The sequence below is a fragment of the Bacillus sp. BPN334 genome, from assembly GCF_008368885.1.
In the GTDB taxonomy this organism is placed as follows: domain Bacteria; phylum Bacillota; class Bacilli; order Bacillales; family Bacillaceae_G; genus Bacillus_A; species Bacillus_A wiedmannii.
In genome coordinates, this window is record NZ_QOZW01000006.1 from 587,712 (window position 1) to 611,475 (window position 23,764).

General features: G+C 38.0%; 21 protein-coding genes. All 21 read left to right on the forward strand.

What is annotated here, in order from left to right:
• Positions 1 to 31 precede the first annotated feature (31 nt).
• The 21 genes from trmFO to DN393_RS10245 all read left to right on the forward strand — a co-directional run bounded on the left by trmFO (position 32) and on the right by DN393_RS10245 (position 23,764).
• Positions 32 to 1,336 carry an FADH(2)-oxidizing methylenetetrahydrofolate--tRNA-(uracil(54)-C(5))-methyltransferase TrmFO gene (gene trmFO / locus DN393_RS10145; protein WP_064475009.1) on the forward strand — a complete coding sequence of 435 codons (1,305 nt, stop codon included), beginning with the start codon at positions 32 to 34 and terminating at the stop codon, positions 1,334 to 1,336.
• Positions 1,337 to 1,401: 65 nt separating this feature from the next.
• Complete coding sequence (gene xerC / locus DN393_RS10150) at positions 1,402 to 2,301, forward strand: tyrosine recombinase XerC (protein ID WP_001101235.1); 900 nt, start codon at positions 1,402 to 1,404, stop codon at positions 2,299 to 2,301.
• A 43-nt stretch (positions 2,302 to 2,344) separates the two neighbouring features.
• Positions 2,345 to 2,887 carry an ATP-dependent protease proteolytic subunit HslV gene (gene hslV, locus DN393_RS10155; protein WP_000526271.1) on the forward strand — a complete coding sequence of 181 codons (543 nt, stop codon included), beginning with the start codon at positions 2,345 to 2,347 and terminating at the stop codon, positions 2,885 to 2,887.
• A 22-nt stretch (positions 2,888 to 2,909) separates the two neighbouring features.
• Positions 2,910 to 4,301: an ATP-dependent protease ATPase subunit HslU gene (hslU, locus tag DN393_RS10160; RefSeq protein WP_000550070.1), complete on the forward strand. Its 1,392-nt coding sequence runs from the start codon at positions 2,910 to 2,912 to the stop codon at positions 4,299 to 4,301.
• A gap of 77 nt (positions 4,302 to 4,378) precedes the next feature.
• Positions 4,379 to 5,158, forward strand: coding sequence for a GTP-sensing pleiotropic transcriptional regulator CodY (codY, locus tag DN393_RS10165; RefSeq protein WP_000421290.1), 780 nt, complete (start codon positions 4,379 to 4,381; stop codon positions 5,156 to 5,158).
• Positions 5,159 to 5,508: 350 nt separating this feature from the next.
• The gene (rpsB, locus tag DN393_RS10170; RefSeq protein ID WP_000111485.1) at positions 5,509 to 6,210 is read left to right on the forward strand and encodes a 30S ribosomal protein S2; all 702 of its coding nucleotides are present in this window, start codon (positions 5,509 to 5,511) and stop codon (positions 6,208 to 6,210) included.
• Between the two features lie 103 nt (positions 6,211 to 6,313).
• On the forward strand, positions 6,314 to 7,201 hold the full coding sequence (tsf, locus tag DN393_RS10175; RefSeq protein WP_064475011.1) for a translation elongation factor Ts: 888 nt from the start codon (positions 6,314 to 6,316) through the stop codon (positions 7,199 to 7,201).
• A gap of 66 nt (positions 7,202 to 7,267) precedes the next feature.
• Complete coding sequence (gene pyrH / locus DN393_RS10180) at positions 7,268 to 7,990, forward strand: UMP kinase (protein ID WP_000042666.1); 723 nt, start codon at positions 7,268 to 7,270, stop codon at positions 7,988 to 7,990.
• 2 nt (positions 7,991 to 7,992) lie between these two features.
• Positions 7,993 to 8,550 carry a ribosome recycling factor gene (frr, locus tag DN393_RS10185; RefSeq protein WP_000531506.1) on the forward strand — a complete coding sequence of 186 codons (558 nt, stop codon included), beginning with the start codon at positions 7,993 to 7,995 and terminating at the stop codon, positions 8,548 to 8,550.
• An 85-nt stretch (positions 8,551 to 8,635) separates the two neighbouring features.
• Positions 8,636 to 9,412, forward strand: a complete 777-nt coding sequence (gene uppS / locus DN393_RS10190; RefSeq protein ID WP_064475012.1) for an isoprenyl transferase — start codon at positions 8,636 to 8,638, stop codon at positions 9,410 to 9,412.
• Positions 9,413 to 9,429: 17 nt separating this feature from the next.
• Positions 9,430 to 10,221 (forward strand): phosphatidate cytidylyltransferase, encoded by a 792-nt coding sequence (gene cdsA / locus DN393_RS10195; RefSeq protein ID WP_064475013.1) that lies wholly within the window; start codon positions 9,430 to 9,432, stop codon positions 10,219 to 10,221.
• Positions 10,222 to 10,244: 23 nt separating this feature from the next.
• Entirely contained in the window at positions 10,245 to 11,387 is a 1,143-nt protein-coding gene (gene dxr, locus DN393_RS10200) for a 1-deoxy-D-xylulose-5-phosphate reductoisomerase (RefSeq protein WP_064475014.1), read from the forward strand.
• A gap of 17 nt (positions 11,388 to 11,404) precedes the next feature.
• A complete protein-coding gene (rseP, locus tag DN393_RS10205; RefSeq protein WP_142289350.1) occupies positions 11,405 to 12,661 on the forward strand; it encodes an RIP metalloprotease RseP in 1,257 nt (418 codons plus the stop codon).
• A gap of 109 nt (positions 12,662 to 12,770) precedes the next feature.
• A complete protein-coding gene (locus tag DN393_RS10210; protein WP_149173480.1) occupies positions 12,771 to 14,471 on the forward strand; it encodes a proline--tRNA ligase in 1,701 nt (566 codons plus the stop codon).
• A 124-nt stretch (positions 14,472 to 14,595) separates the two neighbouring features.
• Positions 14,596 to 18,897, forward strand: coding sequence for a PolC-type DNA polymerase III (locus tag DN393_RS10215; protein ID WP_064475017.1), 4,302 nt, complete (start codon positions 14,596 to 14,598; stop codon positions 18,895 to 18,897).
• Positions 18,898 to 19,230: 333 nt separating this feature from the next.
• Positions 19,231 to 19,701 (forward strand): ribosome maturation factor RimP, encoded by a 471-nt coding sequence (gene rimP, locus DN393_RS10220; protein ID WP_000359098.1) that lies wholly within the window; start codon positions 19,231 to 19,233, stop codon positions 19,699 to 19,701.
• Between the two features lie 17 nt (positions 19,702 to 19,718).
• A complete protein-coding gene (gene nusA / locus DN393_RS10225) occupies positions 19,719 to 20,825 on the forward strand; it encodes a transcription termination factor NusA (protein ID WP_000102596.1) in 1,107 nt (368 codons plus the stop codon).
• 11 nt (positions 20,826 to 20,836) lie between these two features.
• On the forward strand, positions 20,837 to 21,109 hold the full coding sequence (gene rnpM, locus DN393_RS10230; protein ID WP_000071127.1) for an RNase P modulator RnpM: 273 nt from the start codon (positions 20,837 to 20,839) through the stop codon (positions 21,107 to 21,109).
• A complete protein-coding gene (locus tag DN393_RS10235) occupies positions 21,110 to 21,421 on the forward strand; it encodes a YlxQ family RNA-binding protein (RefSeq protein WP_001286521.1) in 312 nt (103 codons plus the stop codon).
• Between the two features lie 4 nt (positions 21,422 to 21,425).
• The gene (infB, locus tag DN393_RS10240) at positions 21,426 to 23,486 is read left to right on the forward strand and encodes a translation initiation factor IF-2 (protein ID WP_064475018.1); all 2,061 of its coding nucleotides are present in this window, start codon (positions 21,426 to 21,428) and stop codon (positions 23,484 to 23,486) included.
• Complete coding sequence (locus DN393_RS10245; protein WP_000582364.1) at positions 23,483 to 23,764, forward strand: DUF503 domain-containing protein; 282 nt, start codon at positions 23,483 to 23,485, stop codon at positions 23,762 to 23,764. The genes infB and DN393_RS10245 overlap by 4 nt, the downstream gene beginning before the upstream one ends.

Here is a 23,764-nt window from a genome sequence, read left to right on the forward strand (position 1 = left end):
TTTTTCGGGAAGAAAAGGAAAGGTGATAAATATGACAACACAAGTAGTAAACGTCATTGGCGCAGGTCTTGCAGGAAGTGAAGCAGCTTACCAAATTGCAAAACGTGGTGTCCAAGTGAAATTATATGAAATGAGACCAGTAAGGCAAACGCCAGCTCATCACACAGATAAATTTGCAGAGTTAGTATGCAGTAACTCGCTTCGAGCAAACACATTAACAAACGCTGTTGGTGTTATTAAAGAAGAAATGCGTCTAATGGACTCTGTTATTATTCGTGCAGCTGATGAGTGCTCTGTACCAGCAGGAGGAGCTTTAGCTGTAGATCGTCATGAATTTGCGGCAAAGGTAACGGAGTATGTGAAAAACCATCCGAACGTAACTGTGATGAATGAAGAAATTACTGAAATTCCAGAAGGGCCTACTGTTATCGCGACAGGTCCACTTACGTCTCCTGATCTTGCTGCACAATTAAAAGAATTAACAGGTGAAGATTATTTTTATTTCTATGATGCTGCAGCACCGATTGTTGAGAAAGACAGCATTGATATGAATAAAGTATATTTAAAGTCTCGTTACGATAAAGGTGAAGCTGCATATTTAAACTGCCCAATGACGGAAGAGGAATTTGACCGTTTTTACGAGGCTTTAATTGCTGCTGAAACAGTACCTTTAAAAGAATTTGAAAAAGAAATTTTCTTTGAAGGTTGTATGCCGGTAGAAGTTATGGCAAGTAGAGGAAGACAGACGCTAGTATTTGGACCGATGAAACCTGTTGGATTAGAAGATCCGAAAACAGGGAAAACGCCATATGCTGTTGTTCAGTTACGTCAAGATGATGCAGCAGGAACATTATACAATATCGTAGGTTTCCAAACGCATTTAAAGTGGGGGCCACAAAAAGAAGTGTTACAGTTGATTCCGGGACTGGAAAATGCAGAGATTGTACGTTATGGTGTAATGCATCGTAATACGTTTATTAATTCACCTAACTTGCTTCGTCCAACATATCAATATAAACAACGTGATGATTTATTCTTCGCTGGCCAAATGACTGGAGTAGAGGGATATGTTGAATCGGCGGCATCAGGATTACTAGCAGGTATTAACGCTGCTCGACTTGCGAAAGGTGAAGAGCCAGTTGTATTACCGCCTGTAACTGCAATGGGAAGTATGGCGAATTATATTACTGCGACAAACGCGAAAAACTTCCAACCAATGAATGCAAACTTCGGTTTGTTTGCACCGTTAGAGAAGAAAATTAAGAGAAAAGCAGAACGAAATGAAGCATATGCAACACGCGCTTTAGAAACAATTCAAAATTTTGTAAATATTTAGTTAAATTTCTTGCAAAGGCTACTAAGTTGTGATACGATTTAGTAGCCTTTATTGAGGTGAATTGTGTGAATGTGAAGAAATTGTTACAATTATTCGTTGGATATTTACAAATTGAAAGAAATTATTCAAAATATACAATTGCAAGTTATCAAAATGATTTAGAACATTTTGTGCAATTTATGGAGCGAGAAGGCATATCCTCTTTTTTAGATGTTACATACGCGGATGTTCGTTTGTACTTAACGACGTTGCACGATGAAAAGTTAGCCCGTAAATCTGTCGCAAGAAAAGTATCAAGCTTACGAAGTTTATATCGTTTTTTGATGCGTGAAGGTTATCGGAAAGATAATCCGTTTGCACTTGCGTCACTCCCCAAAAAAGAATTGTCAATCCCAAAGTTTTTATATGCTGAAGAATTAGAGGAATTATTTGAAGTTGCTGATACGGAAACACCGCTAGGTCAAAGGAATCAAGCTTTATTAGAGTTGATGTATGCGACTGGAATCCGTGTGAGTGAATGTGTCAATTTACAACTTACCGATATTGACTTCGCGGTGGGAACAATTTTAGTAATGGGAAAAGGAAAAAAACAAAGGTATATTCCGTTCGGAAGCTATGCGCAAGATGCTTTAATTACTTATATAGAGAACGGGAGAAAACAGTTAGCTCACAAAACTGAAGAACACTCTCATATGGTATTTTTAAATGCGAAAGGCACGCCGCTAACAAGTCGAGGGGTACGCTATGTATTAAACGAACTCATTAAGAAGGCTTCACTGACAATGCGGATAAGTCCCCATATGTTAAGGCATACATTTGCTACACACATGTTAGATGAAGGGGCAGATTTACGTACTGTACAGGAGCTACTCGGTCATGAGAATTTGTCGACGACACAAATTTATACGCATGTCTCTAAAGAAAGATTGCGTTCGGTCTACATGAAGCATCACCCACGGGCATAAATTGCTTTTAAAGCTATAAAAACATATAAAGGAGTTTTTTTCTATGGGAAATTTCCACGCTACAACGATATTTGCAGTTCATCATAATGGAGAATGTGCAATGGCTGGAGATGGTCAGGTGACAATGGGAAATGCAGTTGTAATGAAACATACAGCTCGTAAAGTCCGTAAACTTTTCCAAGGGAAAGTTTTAGCTGGCTTTGCAGGTTCCGTCGCTGACGCATTTACTCTTTTTGAAATGTTTGAAGGGAAATTAGAAGAGTACAATGGGAACTTGCAGCGTGCTGCAGTTGAGATGGCAAAACAATGGCGTGGCGACAAAATGTTACGTCAGCTAGAAGCGATGCTCATTGTCATGGATAAAACAACTATGCTTCTTGTTTCAGGTACAGGAGAAGTGATTGAACCGGATGATGGTATTTTAGCGATTGGATCTGGTGGGAATTATGCGCTTTCTGCAGGTCGTGCTTTAAAGCAATATGCAAGTGAACATTTAACAGCGAAGCAAATTGCAAAAGCGAGTTTAGACATTGCTGGCGATATTTGTGTTTATACAAACCACAATATAATTGTGGAAGAATTGTAGAATCGTAAGGGAGGCATTTTATATGCATTTACATTTTACTCCGCGTCAAATTGTGGAAAAATTAGATCAATACATTATCGGTCAAAAAGATGCGAAGAAAGCGGTTGCTGTAGCTTTAAGAAATCGATATCGTCGAAGTAAATTAGCTGAAAATCTACGTGATGAAATTGCGCCTAAAAATATTTTAATGATTGGACCGACAGGTGTTGGTAAAACAGAGGTAGCACGACGAATGGCGAAACTCGTTGGAGCACCTTTTATTAAGGTTGAAGCTACCAAATTTACAGAAGTTGGATATGTAGGTAGAGATGTAGAATCGATGGTACGTGACCTTGTGGAAACGTCAGTTCGTATCGTGAAAGAAGAAATGGTAATTAAAGTACAAGATAAAGCAGAAGAACAAGCGAACCAACGTCTTGTTGAAATTTTAGTGCCGAGTCCGGAGAAACAATCTGGATTTAAAAACCCATTAGAAATGCTATTTGGCGGTGCTCAAAATTCGAATCAAACATCTGATGCACAGGAAGATGTTGAAATTGAAAAGAAACGTCAAGATGTGGAAAGAAAGCTTGCCGCAGGACTTCTTGAAGATGAAATTGTATCGATTGAAGTGACTGAGCAACAGTCTTCCATGTTCGATATGTTACAAGGAACTGGCATGGAACAAATGGGGATGAATTTCCAAGATGCATTAGGAAGTTTTATGCCGAAAAAAACAAAAAAACGTAAACTTTCTGTAAAAGAAGCAAGAAAACTCTTGACAAATGAGGAAGCACAGCGCTTAATTGATATGGATGAAGTTACACAAGAGGCTGTTTATCGTGCTGAACAGCTCGGGATTATTTTTATCGATGAAATTGACAAAATTGCTGGTAAGCAGTCGAATAGCGTAGATGTATCACGTGAAGGTGTGCAACGTGACATTTTGCCAATTGTAGAAGGGTCGAATGTTGCGACAAAATACGGATCAGTAAAAACGGATTATATTTTATTCGTTGCAGCTGGAGCGTTTCATATGTCTAAACCATCGGATTTAATTCCGGAACTGCAAGGGAGATTTCCGATTCGAGTAGAGTTAACAAAATTATCGACAGATGATTTTGTTAAAATATTAATCGAGCCTGACAATGCGTTAATTAAACAATATATGGCTTTATTAGCGACTGAAGGTATAGAAATTGAATTTTCAGACGAAGCTATTCGTAAGATTGCTGAGATTGCTTATCAAGTTAATCAGGATACAGATAATATTGGAGCAAGAAGACTTCATACGATTATGGAGAAACTCCTTGAAGATTTATCGTTTGAAGCATCTGAAATTACGTTAGAGAAAATAACGATAACACCTCAATACGTTGAGGAGAAATTAGCAACGATTGCTAAAAATAAAGATGTGAGCCAGTTTATTTTGTAATAGTGTCATCAGGTGACTCGCCCTAGTTTCCAAGTGATGAAAAAATATGTAAGTAACATGTAGGAGGAACTTTTGAAATGGAATTATTAGCAAAAACAAGAAAATTAAATGCGTTATTACAGAGCGCAGCAGGAAAGCCTGTAAACTTTAGAGAAATGTCTGACACAATGTGTGAAGTAATCGAAGCGAACGTATTCGTAGTAAGTCGTCGTGGTAAATTACTAGGTTATGCAATTCACCAACAAATTGAGAATGAGCGTATGAAACAAATGCTTGCAGAGCGTCAATTCCCGGAAGAATACACGCAAAGCTTATTCAACATTACAGAAACATCTTCGAACTTAGATGTAAACAGTGCTTACACAGCATTCCCAGTAGAAAATAGAGAATTATTCGGTCAAGGTTTAACTACAATCGTACCAATCGTTGGTGGCGGTGAGCGTTTAGGCACATTAGTGTTAGCTCGTCTTGGTCAAGAGTTCTTAGACGATGATTTAATCCTTGCTGAATACAGTTCAACTGTAGTAGGTATGGAAATCTTACGTGAAAAAGCAGAAGAAATCGAAGAGGAAGCACGTAGTAAAGCTGTTGTTCAAATGGCGATTAGCTCATTATCTTACAGTGAGTTAGAAGCAATCGAGCATATCTTCGAAGAATTAAATGGAACAGAAGGTTTACTTGTTGCAAGTAAAATTGCTGATCGCGTAGGAATTACTCGTTCTGTAATCGTAAATGCACTACGTAAATTAGAAAGTGCTGGTGTTATTGAGTCTCGCTCTTTAGGTATGAAAGGAACATACATTAAAGTGCTAAACGACAAGTTTCTACAGGAACTTGCTAAATTAAAAACAAACTAATTTATAAAACTCTCCTCGTTTTTTGAGGAGAGTTTTTTGTGTATAAAAGATTAATGGTGTTTGTAAAAAGCGTCATAATCGTGTTCTTTGGAAAAGCTATGAATTGCATTTCATTTTTTTGCTTAAAAGAAATGCAGGTTGGTAATACTAGAATTCGAGTATAAACAAAGAAAGTTTTACATTGTTCGCATTTTCGACTTGATTGTAATATTTCAGTATGATATAGTAAGCAGTGGTGTCAGTACAAAGTACACACGTTTACTGATTTAAGTGTTGGTGCTACGTTTGTAGTTTCGCTTAGAGATGAAGTAAACGGAGGATATCAAAAACCATTTAGGAGGAACTATATTATGTCAGTAATTTCTATGAAGCAATTGCTTGAAGCTGGTGTTCATTTCGGACATCAAACTCGTCGTTGGAACCCAAAAATGAAGCGTTACATTTTCACAGAGCGTAACGGTATCTACATCATCGACTTACAAAAAACTGTGAAAAAAGTTGAGGAAGCTTACAGAACGATGCGTGACATCGCTGCTGAAGGTGGAGACATTTTATTTGTAGGTACTAAAAAACAAGCACAAGAAGCTATTAAAGAAGAAGCAACTCGTGCTGGTATGTACTTCGTTAACCAACGTTGGTTAGGTGGAACTTTAACAAACTTCCAAACAATCCAAAAGCGTATCAAGCGTCTTAAAGACATCGAAAGAATGCAAGAAGATGGTACTTTCGAAGTACTTCCTAAGAAAGAAGTTGTTCAACTTAAAAAAGAGTTAGAGCGTCTTGAGAAATTCTTAGGCGGTATTAAAGATATGAAAGGTCTTCCAAGTGCATTATTCGTAGTAGACCCTCGTAAAGAGCGTATTGCAGTTGCTGAAGCGCGCAAATTACACATTCCAATCATCGGTATCGTTGATACAAACTGTGATCCAGACGAAATCGATCACGTTATCCCAGCAAACGATGATGCAATTCGTGCTGTAAAACTTCTTACATCTAAAATGGCAGACGCGATCCTTGAAGCAAAACAAGGTGAAGAAACTGTTACTGCGTAACAAATTTGGAAAGGTGATAAGGGGTTCGGCCTTTTATCACCTTTTTTAAGGTATAAACACCTTTATAAAAGGTATAAATACATATTTTAGGAGGATGAAAAATATGGCAATCACTGCACAAATGGTAAAAGAACTTCGTGAAAAAACAGGCGCAGGTATGATGGACTGCAAAAAAGCTTTAACAGAAACTAATGGCGACATGGAGAAGGCAATTGACTTCTTACGTGAAAAAGGTATTGCGAAAGCTGCTAAAAAAGCAGACCGCATTGCTGCTGAAGGTTTAACTTTCATCGAAACAAACGGTAACGAAGGTTTAATCTTAGAATTAAACTCTGAAACTGATTTCGTTGCGAAAAACGAAGGTTTCCAAGCATTAATTAAAGAATTAGCTGCTCACTTATTAGCTAACAAACCAGCTAACGTTGAAGAAGCTATGGCTCAAACAATCGAAGGCGGTAAAACAGTAGAAGAGCACATCAACGAAGCAATCGCTAAAATTGGTGAAAAACTTACACTTCGTCGTTTCGAAATCGTAACAAAAACTGATGCAGATGCATTCGGTGCTTACCTACACATGGGTGGACGCATCGGTGTATTAACAGTTCTTGAAGGTTCTACTGATGAAGCAGCTGCTAAAGATGTAGCAATGCATATTGCAGCAGTTAACCCTAAATACATCGACCGCGATGCTGTAACAGCTGAAGAAGTTGAGCATGAGCGTCAAGTATTAACACAACAAGCTTTAAACGAAGGCAAGCCTGAAAAAATCGTTGCAAAAATGGTTGAAGGCCGTCTAGGCAAATTCTTCGAAGAAATTTGCTTACTTGACCAAGCATTCGTTAAAAACCCTGATATGAAAGTTCGTCAGTTCGTTGAGTCTAAAGGCGGAACATTAAAAGGATTCGTTCGCTACGCTGTTGGTGAAGGTATCGAAAAACGCGAAGACAACTTTGCTGAAGAAGTAATGAACCAAGTAAAAGGTAGCAACTAATAAAGATTAGGGAACACATTGTGTTCCCTTTTTTAAAATAAAGATGTAAGCAATTGGAGGTTCATTATGAGTAAACCGAAATATAATCGTGTCGTATTAAAGCTAAGCGGAGAAGCGTTAGCTGGCGAACAAGGATTTGGAATTAACCCGTCTGTTATTAAATCAGTTGCGGAACAAGTGAAAGAAATTGCAGAACTTGATGTAGAGGTTGCTGTTGTTGTTGGTGGCGGAAACATTTGGCGTGGAAAAATCGGAAGTGAAATGGGAATGGATCGTGCTGGAGCAGATTACATGGGTATGTTAGCAACAGTTATGAACTCATTAGCTCTTCAAGATAGCCTAGAGAACATTGGAATTCAAACTCGTGTTCAAACTTCAATCGAAATGCGTCAAGTAGCAGAGCCTTACATTCGTCGTAAAGCAATTCGTCATCTAGAGAAAAAACGTGTTGTGATTTTTGCAGCAGGTACAGGTAACCCATATTTCTCTACAGATACAACGGCAGCACTACGTGCAGCGGAAATCGAAGCAGACGTCATCTTAATGGCAAAAAACAATGTAGATGGCGTATATAATGCAGATCCATCTCTTGACCCAACAGCTACGAAATACGAAACACTTACTTACTTAGATGTATTAAAAGAAGGTTTAGGTGTAATGGATTCAACAGCTTCTTCTTTATGTATGGACAATGATATTCCATTAATTGTATTCTCGGTTATGGAAAAAGGTAACATTAAACGTGCCGTTTTAGGCGAAAATATCGGAACAGTTGTAAGGGGGAAATAAATATGGGACAACAAGTATTGAAGTCTTCAAATGAAAAAATGGAAAAAGCAGTTGCTGCTTACTCTCGTGAATTGGCAACAGTTCGCGCAGGTCGTGCAAGCTCGTCTGTATTAGATAAGGTACAAGTTGATTACTATGGTGCACCAACACCTGTTGTGCAATTAGCGAACATTACAGTTCCAGAAGCACGTTTACTTGTAATTCAACCTTATGATAAAACTTCTATCGGTGATATTGAAAAAGCAATCTTAAAAGCGGATTTAGGCTTAAATCCTTCTAATGATGGAACTGTAATTCGTATTGCATTCCCTGCATTAACAGAAGAGCGTCGTCGTGATCTTGTAAAAGTTGTAAAAAAATATGCTGAAGAAGCAAAAGTTGCTGTTCGTAATGTACGTCGTGACAGTAACGATGATCTTAAGAAGCTTGAAAAAGCTGGCGATATTACAGAAGATGATTTAAGAGGATATACTGAAGATATCCAAAAAGAAACAGATAAATATATTGCAAAAGTTGACGAAATCGCAAAAAACAAAGAAAAAGAAATCATGGAAGTGTAATAGCGATACCTTCGCAAATATGACCCTCTTCTTAAGGGGGTCTTTTTACACTTTTAGGCATACGTCTGCTTGCTGGAGGGTATGAATGATGTTTAAAAACTTTCCTTTTTTTAAAAGTAAAAAGGTCGCATCGTTTGATCATCTCGTTGAAAAAGTGAAAAAAGGATACGTCCCAGAACATATTGCCATCATTATGGATGGTAATGGAAGATGGGCAAAGAGGAGAGCGATGCCTCGTATTGCGGGACATCATGAAGGCATGCAAGTTGTAAAGAAAATCACAAAATTTGCAAGCAAACTTAATGTCAAAGTATTAACTCTTTATGCTTTTTCAACTGAGAACTGGAAAAGACCGAAAAAGGAAGTTGACTATTTAATGAGGCTTCCAGAAGAATTTCTAGGTACATTTTTACCAGAATTGATTAAAGAGAACGTACAAGTCCGAGTAATAGGACAACAAGATCGTCTTCCTACGCATACACGCAGAGCGATGGAAAAGGCCATGGAAGATACGAAAGAGAATACGGGATTAATTCTTAATTTCGCGTTAAACTATGGAAGTCGAGATGAGATCGTTTCTGCTGTGCAACATATGGTGAAAGATAGTGAGGAAGGAAAAATTCGTGTTGAAGATGTAAGTGAAGAAATGCTTTCTTCTTATTTAATGACGAGTTCTTTACCTGACCCAGAGTTGTTAATCCGTACGAGCGGAGAGCTACGTATTAGTAATTTCATGTTATGGCAAATTGCATATTCGGAATTTTGGTTTACAGATGTGTATTGGCCAGATTTTACCGAGGAACATTTGCTAAATGCGATTACAGACTTTCAGCATAGAGGGCGCAGATTCGGAGGCGTGTAGAAAGAGAGGGTTTGGTAGTGAAACAGAGAATTATTACTGGAGTGGTTGCTGCCGCGCTATTCATTCCCATCGTAATTTACGGTGGCGTGCCTTTTACGGTTTTAGTGTATGCACTTGCTTCTATAGGTTTATATGAATTAATTCGTATGAATAAGCTTACGCTTATTTCAATACCAACAGTTTTAGCTGCAGTATTATTATGGATCATTTTAATTCCAAGTAGTGCATCAGAACTGTTTACGCAGATTGGATTAGGTAAATTAGAAATCACATTTGTGATTGTTTTATTACTTTTATCATATACAGTCCTTTCTAAGAATACATTTACTTTTGACAATGCTTCATTTTTACTAATGGCAACAACATATGTTGGAATGGGATTCCTATATTTGAATGAAACGAGAATATTAGGAATTAAATATGTGTTTTGTGCATTATTTGTTATATGGGCTACTGATTCAGGCGCATATTTCGTAGGAAAGGCATTAGGAAAGAGGAAATTGTGGCCAGAAATTAGTCCAAATAAAACGATTGAAGGTTCAATAGGTGGCATCGTTTGTGGAATTGTTGTGGCACTCGTTTACAATATGTTCTTCCCTGTTGAGGCTAATGTAGGGATTTTAATTGTGTTGACAATTATCATTTCTATTTTTGGACAAATTGGTGATTTAGTACAGTCTGCATTTAAACGTCATTATGGCGTAAAGGATTCAGGTACGATTTTACCTGGACATGGTGGTATATTAGATCGAACAGATAGTTGGTTATTTGTTTTACCAATTCTCTACTTCTTATTACAATACAATTAATAAATGAACGAGGGGTTGGAGTCATGAAAAACATTAGTTTATTAGGTGCAAGCGGATCAATTGGTACACAAACTTTAGATGTATTACGCTCGCACCCAGACCAATTCCGTCTCGTTGCTTTTTCTGTAGGGAAAAATATTGACTACGCAGTAAATGTAATTCAAGAATTTTCTCCGCAAATCGTCTCTGTGCAAAGAGAGGAAGATGTTTTAAAATTACAAGCTGTCTCTGGTAATACAAAAGTTGTATATGGTAGTGAAGGGCTTTTAGAAGTAGCATTACATCCAGATGCGGAGATTGTAGTAAATGCTGTTGTAGGTAGCGTAGGGTTGTTACCAACACTTCGTGCAATTGAGGCGAAAAAAACAATTGGAATTGCAAATAAAGAAACATTAGTAACTGCAGGGCATCTTGTAATGGAAGCGGCACGAAAACATAATGTTTCGTTACTTCCGGTAGATAGTGAACATTCAGCTATTTTTCAATGTTTGAATGGTGAAAATGAAAAAAGAATTTCTCGACTAATTATAACGGCTTCCGGTGGAAGTTTCCGTGATAAAACGAGAGATGAATTGCATCATGTGACCGTAGAAGATGCACTTCGACATCCAAACTGGTCAATGGGTTCGAAAATTACAATTGATTCTGCTACAATGATGAATAAGGGGCTAGAAGTAATTGAAGCACATTGGCTTTTTGGTATCCCTTATGAGCAAATCGATGTTGTTTTACATAAAGAAAGTATTATCCATTCTATGGTTGAATTTGAAGATCGTAGTGTAATGGCACAGCTTGGCTCACCTGATATGCGAGTACCAATTCAATACGCGCTTACATATCCTGATCGATTGCCTCTAACAGACACAAAACAGTTAAACTTATGGGAAATAGGGACGTTGCATTTTGAAAAAATGAACCAAGAACGATTCCGTTGCCTACGTTTTGCGTATGAAGCTGGAAAAGCAGGTGGAAGTATGCCAGCTGTAATGAACGCAGCGAATGAAGTAGCTGTTGAAGCTTTTTTACAAAAGAGAATTGGTTTCTTAACAGTGGAAGACCTCATTGAAAAAGCAATGAACCATCACAATGTCATTGCACGTCCGAGCTTAGAGGAAATTTTGGAAATTGATGCAGCCACAAGACGGTTTGTGATGGAACAAATTTAGCAAAGGTGGTTATGGAATTGAATACAGCGATTGCCTTTATATTAATTTTCGGTGCACTCGTATTTTTCCATGAGCTAGGGCATCTATATTTCGCAAAAAAAGCAGGTATTTTATGCCGTGAGTTTGCGATTGGTTTTGGTCCGAAAATATTCTCATTTGAAAAGAATGAAACGGTGTATACGATTCGATTACTGCCCCTTGGTGGCTATGTAAGAATGGCTGGCGAAGATGCAGACACAGTTGAGTTAAAGCCTGGAAAAAAGGTTGGCCTTGTATTAAATGAAAAAGACGAAGTTGCGAAATTAGTTTTTGATGGATATGAAAAGTATCCAAATGTTCGTGTCATTGAAGTCGAACAAGCTGATTTAGAGCATAATTTAACAATTTCGGGCTATGAAGAGTACGAGGAAGAGCTTCAAACATTCCGAGTGAATGAAAAGGCTCGTATTATTACTGCTGGTGAAGAAATACAAATTGCTCCGTACAATAGGCAGTTCGGCTCCAAGAAATTGGGTCAACGTGCCTTAACAATCTTTGCAGGTCCTGCAATGAACTTCATTTTAGCATTTGTTATTTTTGTGATTCTTGGATTTGTACAAGGTGTTCCTGTTGACAAGCCAATGGTCGGAAAAGTAATGGAGAATAGTGCAGCCGAGCAAGCTGGATTAAAAGAAAATGATACAATTCAAGCAATCGATGGGAAAAACACAAGTACATGGAAAGATGTTGTTACCGTTGTACGTGAAAACCCAAATAAAGAAATTACGTTACAAGTAAAGCGTGATAATGAACAGTTTAATGTAAAAGTAACGCCAACACTCGATAAAGAAGGAAAAGACGAAGTGGGTAGAATTGGTGTTTACTCTCCAGTAGAGAAAACAGTAATGGGTTCTATTAAATCAGGATTTGAACAAACATACCAATGGACAAAACTAATTTTTGATTCACTTGTGAAATTAGTAACTGGTCAATTCTCTATTAATGAGTTGTCAGGTCCAGTAGGAATTTATAATCTAACAGATCAAGTTGTAGATTATGGATTTACGCGTGTATTAAGTTTAGCAGCAGTTTTAAGTATTAACCTTGGTTTATTTAATTTACTACCAGTCCCTGCTTTAGACGGTGGACGTTTGTTCTTCTTCTTAATTGAAGCGTTACGAGGGAAACCAATTGACCGCCAAAAAGAAGGAATGGTTCACTTTATTGGTTTTGCATTATTAATGTTACTTATGTTAGTTGTAACTTGGAATGACATTCGTAAGTTTTTCTTGTAAAATAAAGTGAAACTTATAATGAAATAGAGCTCGTAGAATAAAATCCCTCACCTAACTCGAGGTGAGGGGTTTTACTGCGTGAAAGAGTAAAATGAAGAGGTGCGAATAAATGAAACAAAGTATGGTATTCAGTCCTACATTACGTGAAGTTCCAGCTGATGCGGAGATTAAGAGTCATCAGTTATTACTTCGTGCAGGTTTTATGCGTCAAAATGCTTCTGGTATTTATAGTTTTCTACCATTTGGATTAAAAGTACTACACAAAGTAGAACGTATCGTTCGAGAAGAAATGGAGCGCGCAGGAGCTGTAGAATTATTAATGCCAGCGATGCAAGCGGCAGAATTATGGCAAGAATCAGGCCGTTGGTATTCTTACGGATCTGAATTAATGCGTATGAAAGATCGTAACGCTCGTGAATTCGCATTAGGAGCGACACATGAAGAAGTAATTACGGATCTTGTACGTGATGAAGTGAAATCATATAAAAAATTACCGTTAACATTGTACCAAATTCAAACAAAATTCCGTGATGAACAAAGACCTCGTTTCGGTTTATTACGTGGAAGAGAGTTTCTAATGAAAGATGCATACTCTTTCCATGCTACACAAGAGAGTTTAGATGAAGTATACGATCGTTTATACAAAGCATACTCTAACATTTTTGCTCGTTGTGGCTTGAATTTCCGTGCAGTTATTGCTGACTCTGGAGCAATGGGCGGAAAAGATACGCATGAATTTATGGTATTATCTGAAGTTGGTGAAGATACAATTGCATACTCTGATACATCTAATTATGCAGCAAACATCGAAATGGCTCCTGTTGTAGCTACGTATACGAAGAGTGATGAAGCAGAAAAGGCACTTGAAAAAGTAGCAACACCAGATCAAAAAGCAATTGAAGAAGTATCTGCATTCTTAAACATTGAAGCTGACAAGTGCATTAAGTCTATGGTATTTAAAGTAGATGAGAAATTAGTATTTGTACTTGTACGTGGTGATCATGAAGTAAACGATGTAAAAGTGAAAAATGTATACGGCGCTTCAGTTGTTGAGCTTGCTTCTCATGAAGAAGTGAAAGAATTATTAAACTGTGAAGTTGGTTCTTTAGGACCGATTGGTGTAACAGGTGATATCGAAATTATCGCAGACCATGCTGTAGCATCAATTGTTAACGGTTGTTCAGGAGCGAACGAAGAAGGATTCCATTATGTAAATGTAAATCCAGAACGTGACTTTAAAGTAAGTCAATATACAGATTTACGCTTCATTCAAGAAGGAGACCAGTCTCCAGATGGAAACGGAACAATTCTTTTCGCACGCGGAATTGAAGTTGGTCATGTATTCAAATTAGGAACTCGTTATAGTGAAGCAATGAACGCAACATTCCTAGATGAAAACGGAAAAACACAACCACTTATTATGGGTTGTTACGGTATCGGTGTATCTCGTACAGTGGCAGCAATCGCAGAGCAGTTTAATGATGAGAACGGTTTAGTTTGGCCAAAAGCTGTTGCACCGTTCCATGTGCATGTAATTCCAGTAAATATGAAATCTGATGCACAACGTGAAATGGGTGAAAATATCTACAACTCATTACAAGAACAAGGGTACGAAGTATTACTAGATGATCGTGCAGAACGTGCGGGTGTTAAATTTGCAGATGCAGATTTATTCGGCCTTCCAGTTCGCGTGACAGTTGGTAAAAAAGCAGACGAAGGTATTGTAGAAGTGAAAGTACGTGCTACAGGCGAGTCTGAAGAAGTGAAAGTAGAAGAACTTCAAACATATATTACAAATATTTTAAAATAAGAAGAGGTACCTCGTAATGAGGTACCTTCTCTTTCTTTGTAAACGTATTTTGTAAAAGAAGAAGGGAGAAATCTTTCTTTGTAGTACGTTTCAATTTATAATAGCAAATGGAAGGAGAGTGCTTATGTCTTTAACAAATGAACAACAAGAGCGATTTCAAATTTTGCTCCAGCAGTTGCAAATACCAGACGACCTTATAAATCAATATTTACAAGGTGGTGGTATTGAAAGGCTCGTTATTGATAAAGCGAATAAAAGTTGGCATTTTGATTTACAAGTGCCACGTATTTTGCCTACAGAATTATATGAATTGCTAGAAACAAAGCTTAAGCAATCATTTTCTCATATTGCAAGAACAACATTTGCATTAGAAACAGAGAATAAACAATTTACAGAAGAAGAAGTGAGGGCGTATTGGCCGCTTTGTACGGAACGAATTACATTTTCACCTATGTTTGCTTACTTAAAGAAGCAGCTTCCGCAGGTGAATGGAGTGAAGTTGCTAATAAATGTGAATAATGAGCTGGAATCTACTGCTTTAAAGAAAAACGTTGCGAAACCAGTAGGGGATCAATACGAAACTTTTGGATTCCCGCGTTTTCAGTTAGACACACATATACAGCAAAATACAGAAGAAATGCAAAAGTTTCGTGAGCAAACGCAGCAAGAAGATCGTGAACGTGTTATACAAGCTATGGAAGAAATGGCGAAGAAGCAAGCTGAAGAAAGTAGCGTTGTGCATGAAGGACCGGTTGTACTCGGATATCTCATTAAGCCGGATGAAGAGATTACACCGATGCGAGAAATTCAAGATGAAGAAAGAAGAAAAACAGTTCAAGGATACGTCTTCCATGTAGAAACGAAAGAGCTGCGTAGTGGCCGTACGTTATTAACTTTAAAAATAACAGACTATACGGATTCAATTATGATCAAAATGTTCTCGCGTGACAAAGAAGATATTCCAATGCTGCAATCCTTGAAAAAAGGAATGTGGGTGAAAGCGCGTGGTTCTGTTCAAAATGATACATTCGTTCGAGATTTAGTAATGATTGCAAATGATATAAATGAAATAACAGGACCGTCTCGTAAAGATAAAGCGCCAGAAGGTGAAAAACGTGTAGAGCTGCATCTTCACACACCGATGAGCCAAATGGACGCTGTTACTCCTGTTTCTAGACTTGTTGCCCAAGCAGGTAAATGGGGACATGAGGCAATCGCTGTTACAGACCATGCTGTTGCGCAGTCTTTCCCAGAGGCATATTCTGCGGGTAAAAAGGCTGGGGTTAAAGTTATATATGGTGTAGAAGCGAATCTAGTTAATGATGGTGTACCAATTGCATATAACGAAGCGCATCGTTTACTTGCAGAGGAAACATATGTTGTTTTCGACGTTGAGACGACAGGTTTATCAGCTGTATATGATACTGTTATCGAGTTAGCGGCTGTAAAAGTAAAAGGTGGCGAAATTATTGACCGCTTTGAATCTTTCGCAAATCCACATCAGCCATTATCTGCGACGATTATTGAATTAACAGGTATTACAGATGATATGTTAACGGATGCACCAGAAGTGGACGAAGTGTTTAAAAAGTTTGAAGAATGGATGGGCGACCATACACTTGTTGCTCATAACGCAAGTTTTGATATGGGCTTTATTAACGTAGGTTTTAAAAAGGCTGGGCTAGAAAAAACGAATAATCCTGTTATTGATACGTTAGAACTTGCAAGATTCTTATTCCCAGAAATGAAAAACCACCGATTAAATACGATGTGTAAAAAGCTTGATATTGAATTAACGCAACATCACCGTGCGATTTATGATACAGAAGCAACGGGATACTTACTTGTGAAAATGTTAAAAGATGTGATTGAAAAGGGATTTGAATATCACGATCAATTAAATGATAGCATGGGGCAAGGGGATGCGTATAAGCGTGGACGTCCAAGTCATATGACGTTACTTGCCACATCAGATGTAGGGTTGAAAAATTTATATAAACTTGTTTCCTATTCTCACCTAAATTACTTTTATCGTGTACCACGAGTACCAAGGTCACTATTAAAAAAATATCGTGAAGGAATTTTAGTAGGAACGGCTTGTGATAAAGGTGAAGTGTTTGAGGCGATGATGCAAAAAGCTCCTGAAGAGGTAGAAGAAATTGCGCAGTTCTATGATTACATTGAAGTAATGCCTCCAGAGGTGTTACGTCATTTAGTAGAACGTGAACTGGTTCGAGATGAGGGACAATTAAAAACAATTATTTCTAACTTAGTAAAACTAGGTGAGACGTTAGATAAACCAGTTGTTGCTACAGGAAACGTGCATTATATAGATCCAGAGGATGCAATGTATCGCAAAATTTTAGTCAGTTCGCAGGGCGGAGCCAATCCGTTAAACCGACATTCATTACCACCTGTACATTTCCGTACAACGGATGAAATGTTAGAGTGTTTTTCATTCTTAGGTGAAGACGTAGCGAAAGAAATTGTTGTAACGAATACACAAAAGGTTGCATCATTGATTGGTGATGTTCATCCGGTGAAAGATGATCTATATACACCGAAAATTGAAGGTGCAGATGATGAGACGCGTGACATGAGTTATAAAATGGCGCGTAGCATTTATGGTGAAGAGTTACCTGAAATTGTAGAAGCGCGTTTAGAAAAAGAATTAAAAAGTATTATTGGGCATGGATTCGCCGTAATTTATTTAATTTCACATAAGCTTGTGAAGAAATCGTTAGTAGACGGATATTTAGTAGGTTCGCGTGGATCGGTAGGTTCATCGTTCGTTGCAACGATGATGGAAATTACAGAAGTAAACCCATTACCACCACACTATGTATGTCCGAAGTGTAAGCAATCAGAATTCTTTAATGATGGTTCTGTAGGTTCTGGTTTTGACTTGCCGGATAAAGAATGTCCTGCATGTAATGTTCCATACGTGAAAGATGGACATGATATTCCGTTCGAAACGTTCCTTGGATTTAAAGGAGATAAGGTACCCGATATCGATCTGAACTTCTCCGGGGAATACCAACCACGTGCTCATAACTATACGAAAGTACTGTTCGGTGAAGATTATGTATACCGTGCGGGTACAATAGGTACAGTCGCGGAAAAAACGGCTTATGGATATGTAAAAGGTTATGCAAATGATCATAATTTAACGATTCGAAATGCAGAGATTGACCGCTTAGTAGCAGGATGTACGGGCGTAAAACGTACAACCGGACAGCATCCAGGTGGTATTATCGTTGTACCAGATTACATGGATATCTTTGATTTCTCACCAATTCAGTTTCCGGCGGATTCAATAGGGGCTGAGTGGAGAACGACACACTTTGATTTCCACTCCATTCATGATAATTTATTGAAACTTGATATACTAGGACACGATGATCCGACTGTTATTCGTATGTTACAAGATTTAAGTGGTATTGATCCGAAAACAATCCCGACAGACGATCCAGAAGTAATGAAAATTTTCTCAGGCCCGGAATCATTAGGGGTAACGGAAGAACAAATTAACTGTAAAACAGGTACACTTGGTATACCAGAGTTTGGTACGAAATTCGTAAGGCAGATGTTAGAAGAGACGAAACCTACGACATTCTCTGAGTTAGTCCAAATCTCTGGACTATCACATGGTACAGACGTATGGCTTGGTAATGCAAACGAGTTAATTTATAACGGTACATGTACGCTGAGTGAAGTTATCGGTTGTCGTGATGACATTATGGTATATTTAATCTATCAAGGTTTAGACCCATCATTAGCCTTCAAAATCATGGAGTCAGTTCGTAAAGGTAAAGGTGTACCGGAAGAATGGGAAGATGACATGAAAAGTAATAATGTACCAGGTTGGTATATTGATTCATGTAAGAAAATAAAGTACATGTTCCCTAAAGCCCATGCGGCTGCTTACGTACTTATGGCTGTACGTATTGCATACTTTAAAGTACATTTCGCGCTTCTATTCTATGCGGCATACTTTACAGTTCGTGCAGATGACTTTGATATAGAGGCGATGGCGAAGGGTTCAGCATCTATACGTGTAAGAATTGATGAAATTGCGCAAAAAGGTTTGGATGCAGCGCCGAAAGAGAAAAGTTTATTAACAGTACTAGAAATGACACTTGAAATGTGTGAGCGTGGATACTCATTCCAAAAGGTTGATTTATACCGTTCGCATGCAACAGAATTTATTATTGATGGGGATACTTTAATTCCTCCATTTAATGCAGTGCCTGGACTTGGTACAAACGCAGCTTTAAGTATTGTAGAAGCACGCAAAAATGGAGATTTCTTATCAAAAGAAGATTTACAGCAGCGCAGTAAGGTTTCGAAAACAATTATTGAGTATTTAGATAGTCAAGGTTGCTTAGGCGATCTACCTGATCAAAACCAGTTATCACTGTTCTAATAGGTAGGAAAAGTCTTTGCAAATCAACATTTGCTATGGTATACTATTAACCGAGATAACCATGTCATGTATATTGTGTAAAAAAAAGAGTGGGGAAACCCACTCTTTCGTGTTACTATCTACGTTTTATTGATGTGGAGAGGTAAGAAATTTCTGTCGTATATACATATTTTGTTACAAGTTTTACTTCTTAAATTTGGTAATACTAAGACAGATATTCCCTGCTTAACGGCAGGGGCTTTTGTTAGCTAACGAGAAAGAATAAGATGGACCGTTTTTATGGACGGGGTCTTTTCTTGTAAATGGTACATGGCGGCAGGAAGGAGGCTGTTTATGGATAAGAAAGTCACAGAAGTTGTAGAAGCATTTGCGCAGCCAATCGTTGAAGAGTTAAATCTTGAACTTGTAGATGTAGAGTATGTGCAAGAAGGACAAGACTGGTTCTTACGCGTATTCATCGATTCTGAAAAGGGAGTCGACATTGAAGAATGCGGTGCGGTAAGTGAACGTTTAAGCGAAGCTTTAGATAAAGAGGATCCAATTCCTCATCTTTACTTTTTGGATGTATCATCTCCTGGAGCGGAACGCCCATTAAAGAAAGAGAAAGACTTCCAGCAAGCGGTAGGAAAACAAGTGGCAATTAAAACATATGAGCCGATTGATGGTGAAAAAATGTTTGAAGGAAAGCTACTTTCCTACGATGGTACTACAATTACATTATTATTAACAATTAAAACACGTAAAAAAGAAATCCAAATTCCAATGGATAAAGTTGCAAATGCGCGACTTGCTGTTACGTTTTAGTTAGAAGGGGGATCTTCATGAGCACTGAGTTGTTAGATGCCTTGCTCGTATTAGAGTCAGAAAAAGGAATCAGCAAAGATATTATTATTGATGCGATTGAAGCAGCGTTAATCTCTGCTTATAAACGCAATTTTAATCAAGCACAAAACGTTCGTGTGAGCTTTAACCCAGAAGTGGGAACAATTCAAGTTTTAGCACGTAAAGACGTTGTAGATAATGTGTTTGATCCACGTCTTGAAATTTCTGTTGAAGAAGCAAGACAAATTAATCCAAACTATCAAGATGGTGACGTACTAGAGATTGAAGTAACACCAAAAGATTTCGGTCGTATTGCAGCACAAACTGCAAAACAGGTTGTAACACAACGAGTGCGCGAAGCAGAGCGTGGTGTTATTTACTCTGAGTTTAGTGACCGTGAAGAAGATATCATGGTGGGTATCGTACAACGTCAAGATGCTCGTTTTATCTATGTAAGCTTAGGGAAAGTAGAAGCTTTATTACCTGTAAGTGAGCAAATGCCAAACGAACAGTACAAACCACATGATCGTATTCGCGTATTCATTACGAAAGTAGAAAAAACAACAAAAGGACCACAAATTTACGTATCACGTACACATCCTGGTCTTTTAAAACGTTTATTCGAAATGGAAGTTCCTGAAATTTATGATGGAACTGTTGAAATTCGTTCTGTAGCACGTGAAGCTGGCGATCGTTCTAAAATTTCTGTACATGCAGAGAACATTGATGTTGATCCAGTAGGTTCTTGTGTAGGACCGAAAGGACAACGTGTACAACGCATTGTAGACGAATTAAAAGGCGAAAAGATTGACATCGTTCGCTGGTCAAATGATCCAGTAGAATATGTTGCAAATGCTTTAAGCCCATCACAAGTTGTTAAAGTGCTTGTAGATGAAGAAGAAAAAGCAACAACTGTTGTTGTTCCAGACCACCAACTGTCATTAGCTATTGGTAAGCGTGGACAAAATGCACGTCTTGCAGCTAAATTAACAGGTTGGAAAATTGATATTAAGAGTGAGTCTGATGCGAAACAACTTGGTATTGTAACAGAAGAAGATAGCGTAATCGCATTCGGATTCGATTCAGTTGAAGACGAAATCGAATAGAGGTGATGAGTATGAGCAATCGAAAAGTTCCGTTACGAAAATGTGTTGCAACGCAAGAAATGAAATCAAAACGAGAGCTCGTTCGCATTGTTCGTTCCAAAGAGGGAGAAGTGTCCATTGATTTAACTGGAAAGAAATCAGGACGAGGTGCTTATTTATCAAAAGATAAAGAAAGTATTCTTCAAGCCCAAAAGAAAAATGTTTTGGAACATCATCTAAAAGCGAAAATCGACGGTTCTCTATACGAAGAGCTTCTTGAGCTTGTTGAGAAGGAGTCGAAATAAGTGTCCGATTGGAAATCGTTTTTAGGACTAGCAAACCGGGCTCGGAAAATTATTTCGGGTGAAGAACTTGTTTTAAAAGAAGTACGAAGTGGCAAAGCAAAACTTGTATTGCTATCTGAAGATGCGTCAGCAAATACTACAAAACGCATCACGGATAAAGCGACGTATTACAACGTACCAATGAGAAAGGTCGAAAATCGACAACAATTAGGGCATGCGATTGGGAGAGACGAGCGAGTCGTTGTAGCTGTGTTAGATGAGGGCTTTGCGAAAAAGCTGCGTAGCATGCTCGATACAAATTACCGGGGGTGAAGGTATGAGTAAAATTCGAGTGCATGAATATGCAAAACAACATAATATCTCAAGTAAAGATCTTATGACAAAACTAAAAGAAATGAATATCGAGGTTTCGAATCATATGACAATGTTAGACGATGAAGTAGTAAACAAATTAGATAATGCGTACCAAACTGAAAAACCTTCTGTTGCAGATGAGTTTGAAGTAGAAGAAAAAGTTGTTCGTAGTAAAAAGAACAGCAATAAGAAAAAGAAAAAAGGCAAAGGAAATGAAGACAAACGTCAAGATAACTTTGCTGGAAGACAACAAACACAAATTGTAGAAACACCAGATAAACTTACTTTCTCTGGAAGTCTTACAGTAGGTGAGCTTGCTAAAAAATTAAGCAAAGAGCCGTCTGAAATTATTAAGAAGCTCTTTATGCTTGGAATTATGGCAACAATTAACCAAGACTTAGATAAAGATACAATTGAGTTAATTGCTACTGATTATGGTATTGAAGTAGAAGAAGAAGTAGTTGTAAGTGAAACTGAATTTGAAACATTCATCGATGAGCAAGATGATGAAGAGAACTTAAAAGAGCGTCCAGCTGTAGTTACAATTATGGGGCACGTTGACCATGGTAAAACAACTTTACTTGACTCTATCCGTAATTCAAAAGTAACTGCAGGCGAAGCAGGTGGAATTACTCAGCATATTGGTGCATACCAAGTTGAAGTAAATGACAAGAAGATTACATTCTTAGATACGCCTGGTCACGCGGCATTTACAACGATGCGTGCTCGTGGTGCGCAAGTAACGGATATTACAATTCTTGTTGTTGCAGCTGATGACGGTGTTATGCCACAAACAGTTGAAGCGATTAGCCATGCGAAAGCAGCTGGAGTACCAATTATTGTAGCTGTGAATAAAATGGATAAACCAGCGGCAAATCCTGATCGTGTAATGCAAGAATTAACAGAATATGAATTAGTTCCAGAAGCTTGGGGCGGAGATACAATTTTCGTACCAATTTCTGCAATTCAAGGTGAAGGAATTGACAACTTACTAGAAATGATTCTTCTTGTAAGTGAAGTAGAAGAATATAAAGCAAATCCAAACCGTTATGCAACTGGTACTGTAATCGAAGCACAGCTTGATAAAGGTAAAGGAACTATCGCGACATTACTTGTTCAAAACGGTACACTTCGAGTTGGAGATCCAATCGTTGTTGGTACTTCATTCGGACGTGTTCGTGCAATGGTAAGTGATATTGGTCGTCGTGTAAAAGTTGCTGGTCCATCAACTCCTGTTGAAATTACAGGTTTAAATGAAGTACCACAAGCGGGAGATCGTTTCATGGCATTCGCTGATGAGAAGAAAGCTCGTCAAATCGGTGAATCACGTGCACAAGAAGCGTTACTTGCTCAACGTGGTGAAAAATCTAAATTAAGCCTTGAAGATTTATTCCAACAAATCCAAGAAGGCGATGTAAAAGAAATTAACTTAATTGTGAAAGCAGACGTACAAGGTTCTGTAGAAGCAATGGCAGCGTCACTTCGTAAAATTGATGTTGAAGGTGTTAAAGTTAAAATTATCCATACAGGCGTAGGTGCGATTACAGAATCTGATGTTATTTTAGCTTCTGCATCTAATGCAATTGTAATTGGATTTAACGTACGCCCTGATGTGAATGCGAAGCGTACAGCTGAATTAGAGAATGTTGATGTTCGTTTACACCGTATTATCTATAAAGTAATCGAAGAAATCGAATCAGCAATGCAAGGTATGCTGGATCCAGAATTCGAAGAAAAAGTAATCGGTCAAGCGGAAGTACGCCAAACATTCAAAGTAACAAAAGTTGGAACAATCGCAGGTTGTTACGTAATTGACGGTAAAATTACACGTGATAGTGGCGTGCGTATTATCCGTGATGGCGTAGTAATTTTCGAAGGACAACTTGATACGTTAAAACGTTTCAAAGATGACGTAAAAGAAGTTGCACAAAACTATGAGTGTGGTATTACAATTGAGAGATATAATGATCTTAAAGAAGGGGACATCATTGAAGCGTACATTATGGAAGAAGTGAAGCGATGATTATCGCTTCACTCTCATTCGAGTGTATGATTTACGATGTGCATTCTTTAAAAGAGAAACGAGCAATTTTGCAACGGGTGCTAACTCGTGTGAAGCAGCGTTATAATGTAGCTGTTTCAGAAGTAGGGCATCAAGATGTATGGCAACGTACAGAAATTGCAATTGTTTCTGTATCCTCTAATCGTGTTATTTGTGAAAAAGAAATGAATCGTGTACTCGAGTACATCGATTCATTTCCTGAAATTGAACGTACAATAACACAATTGGAATGGTATTGA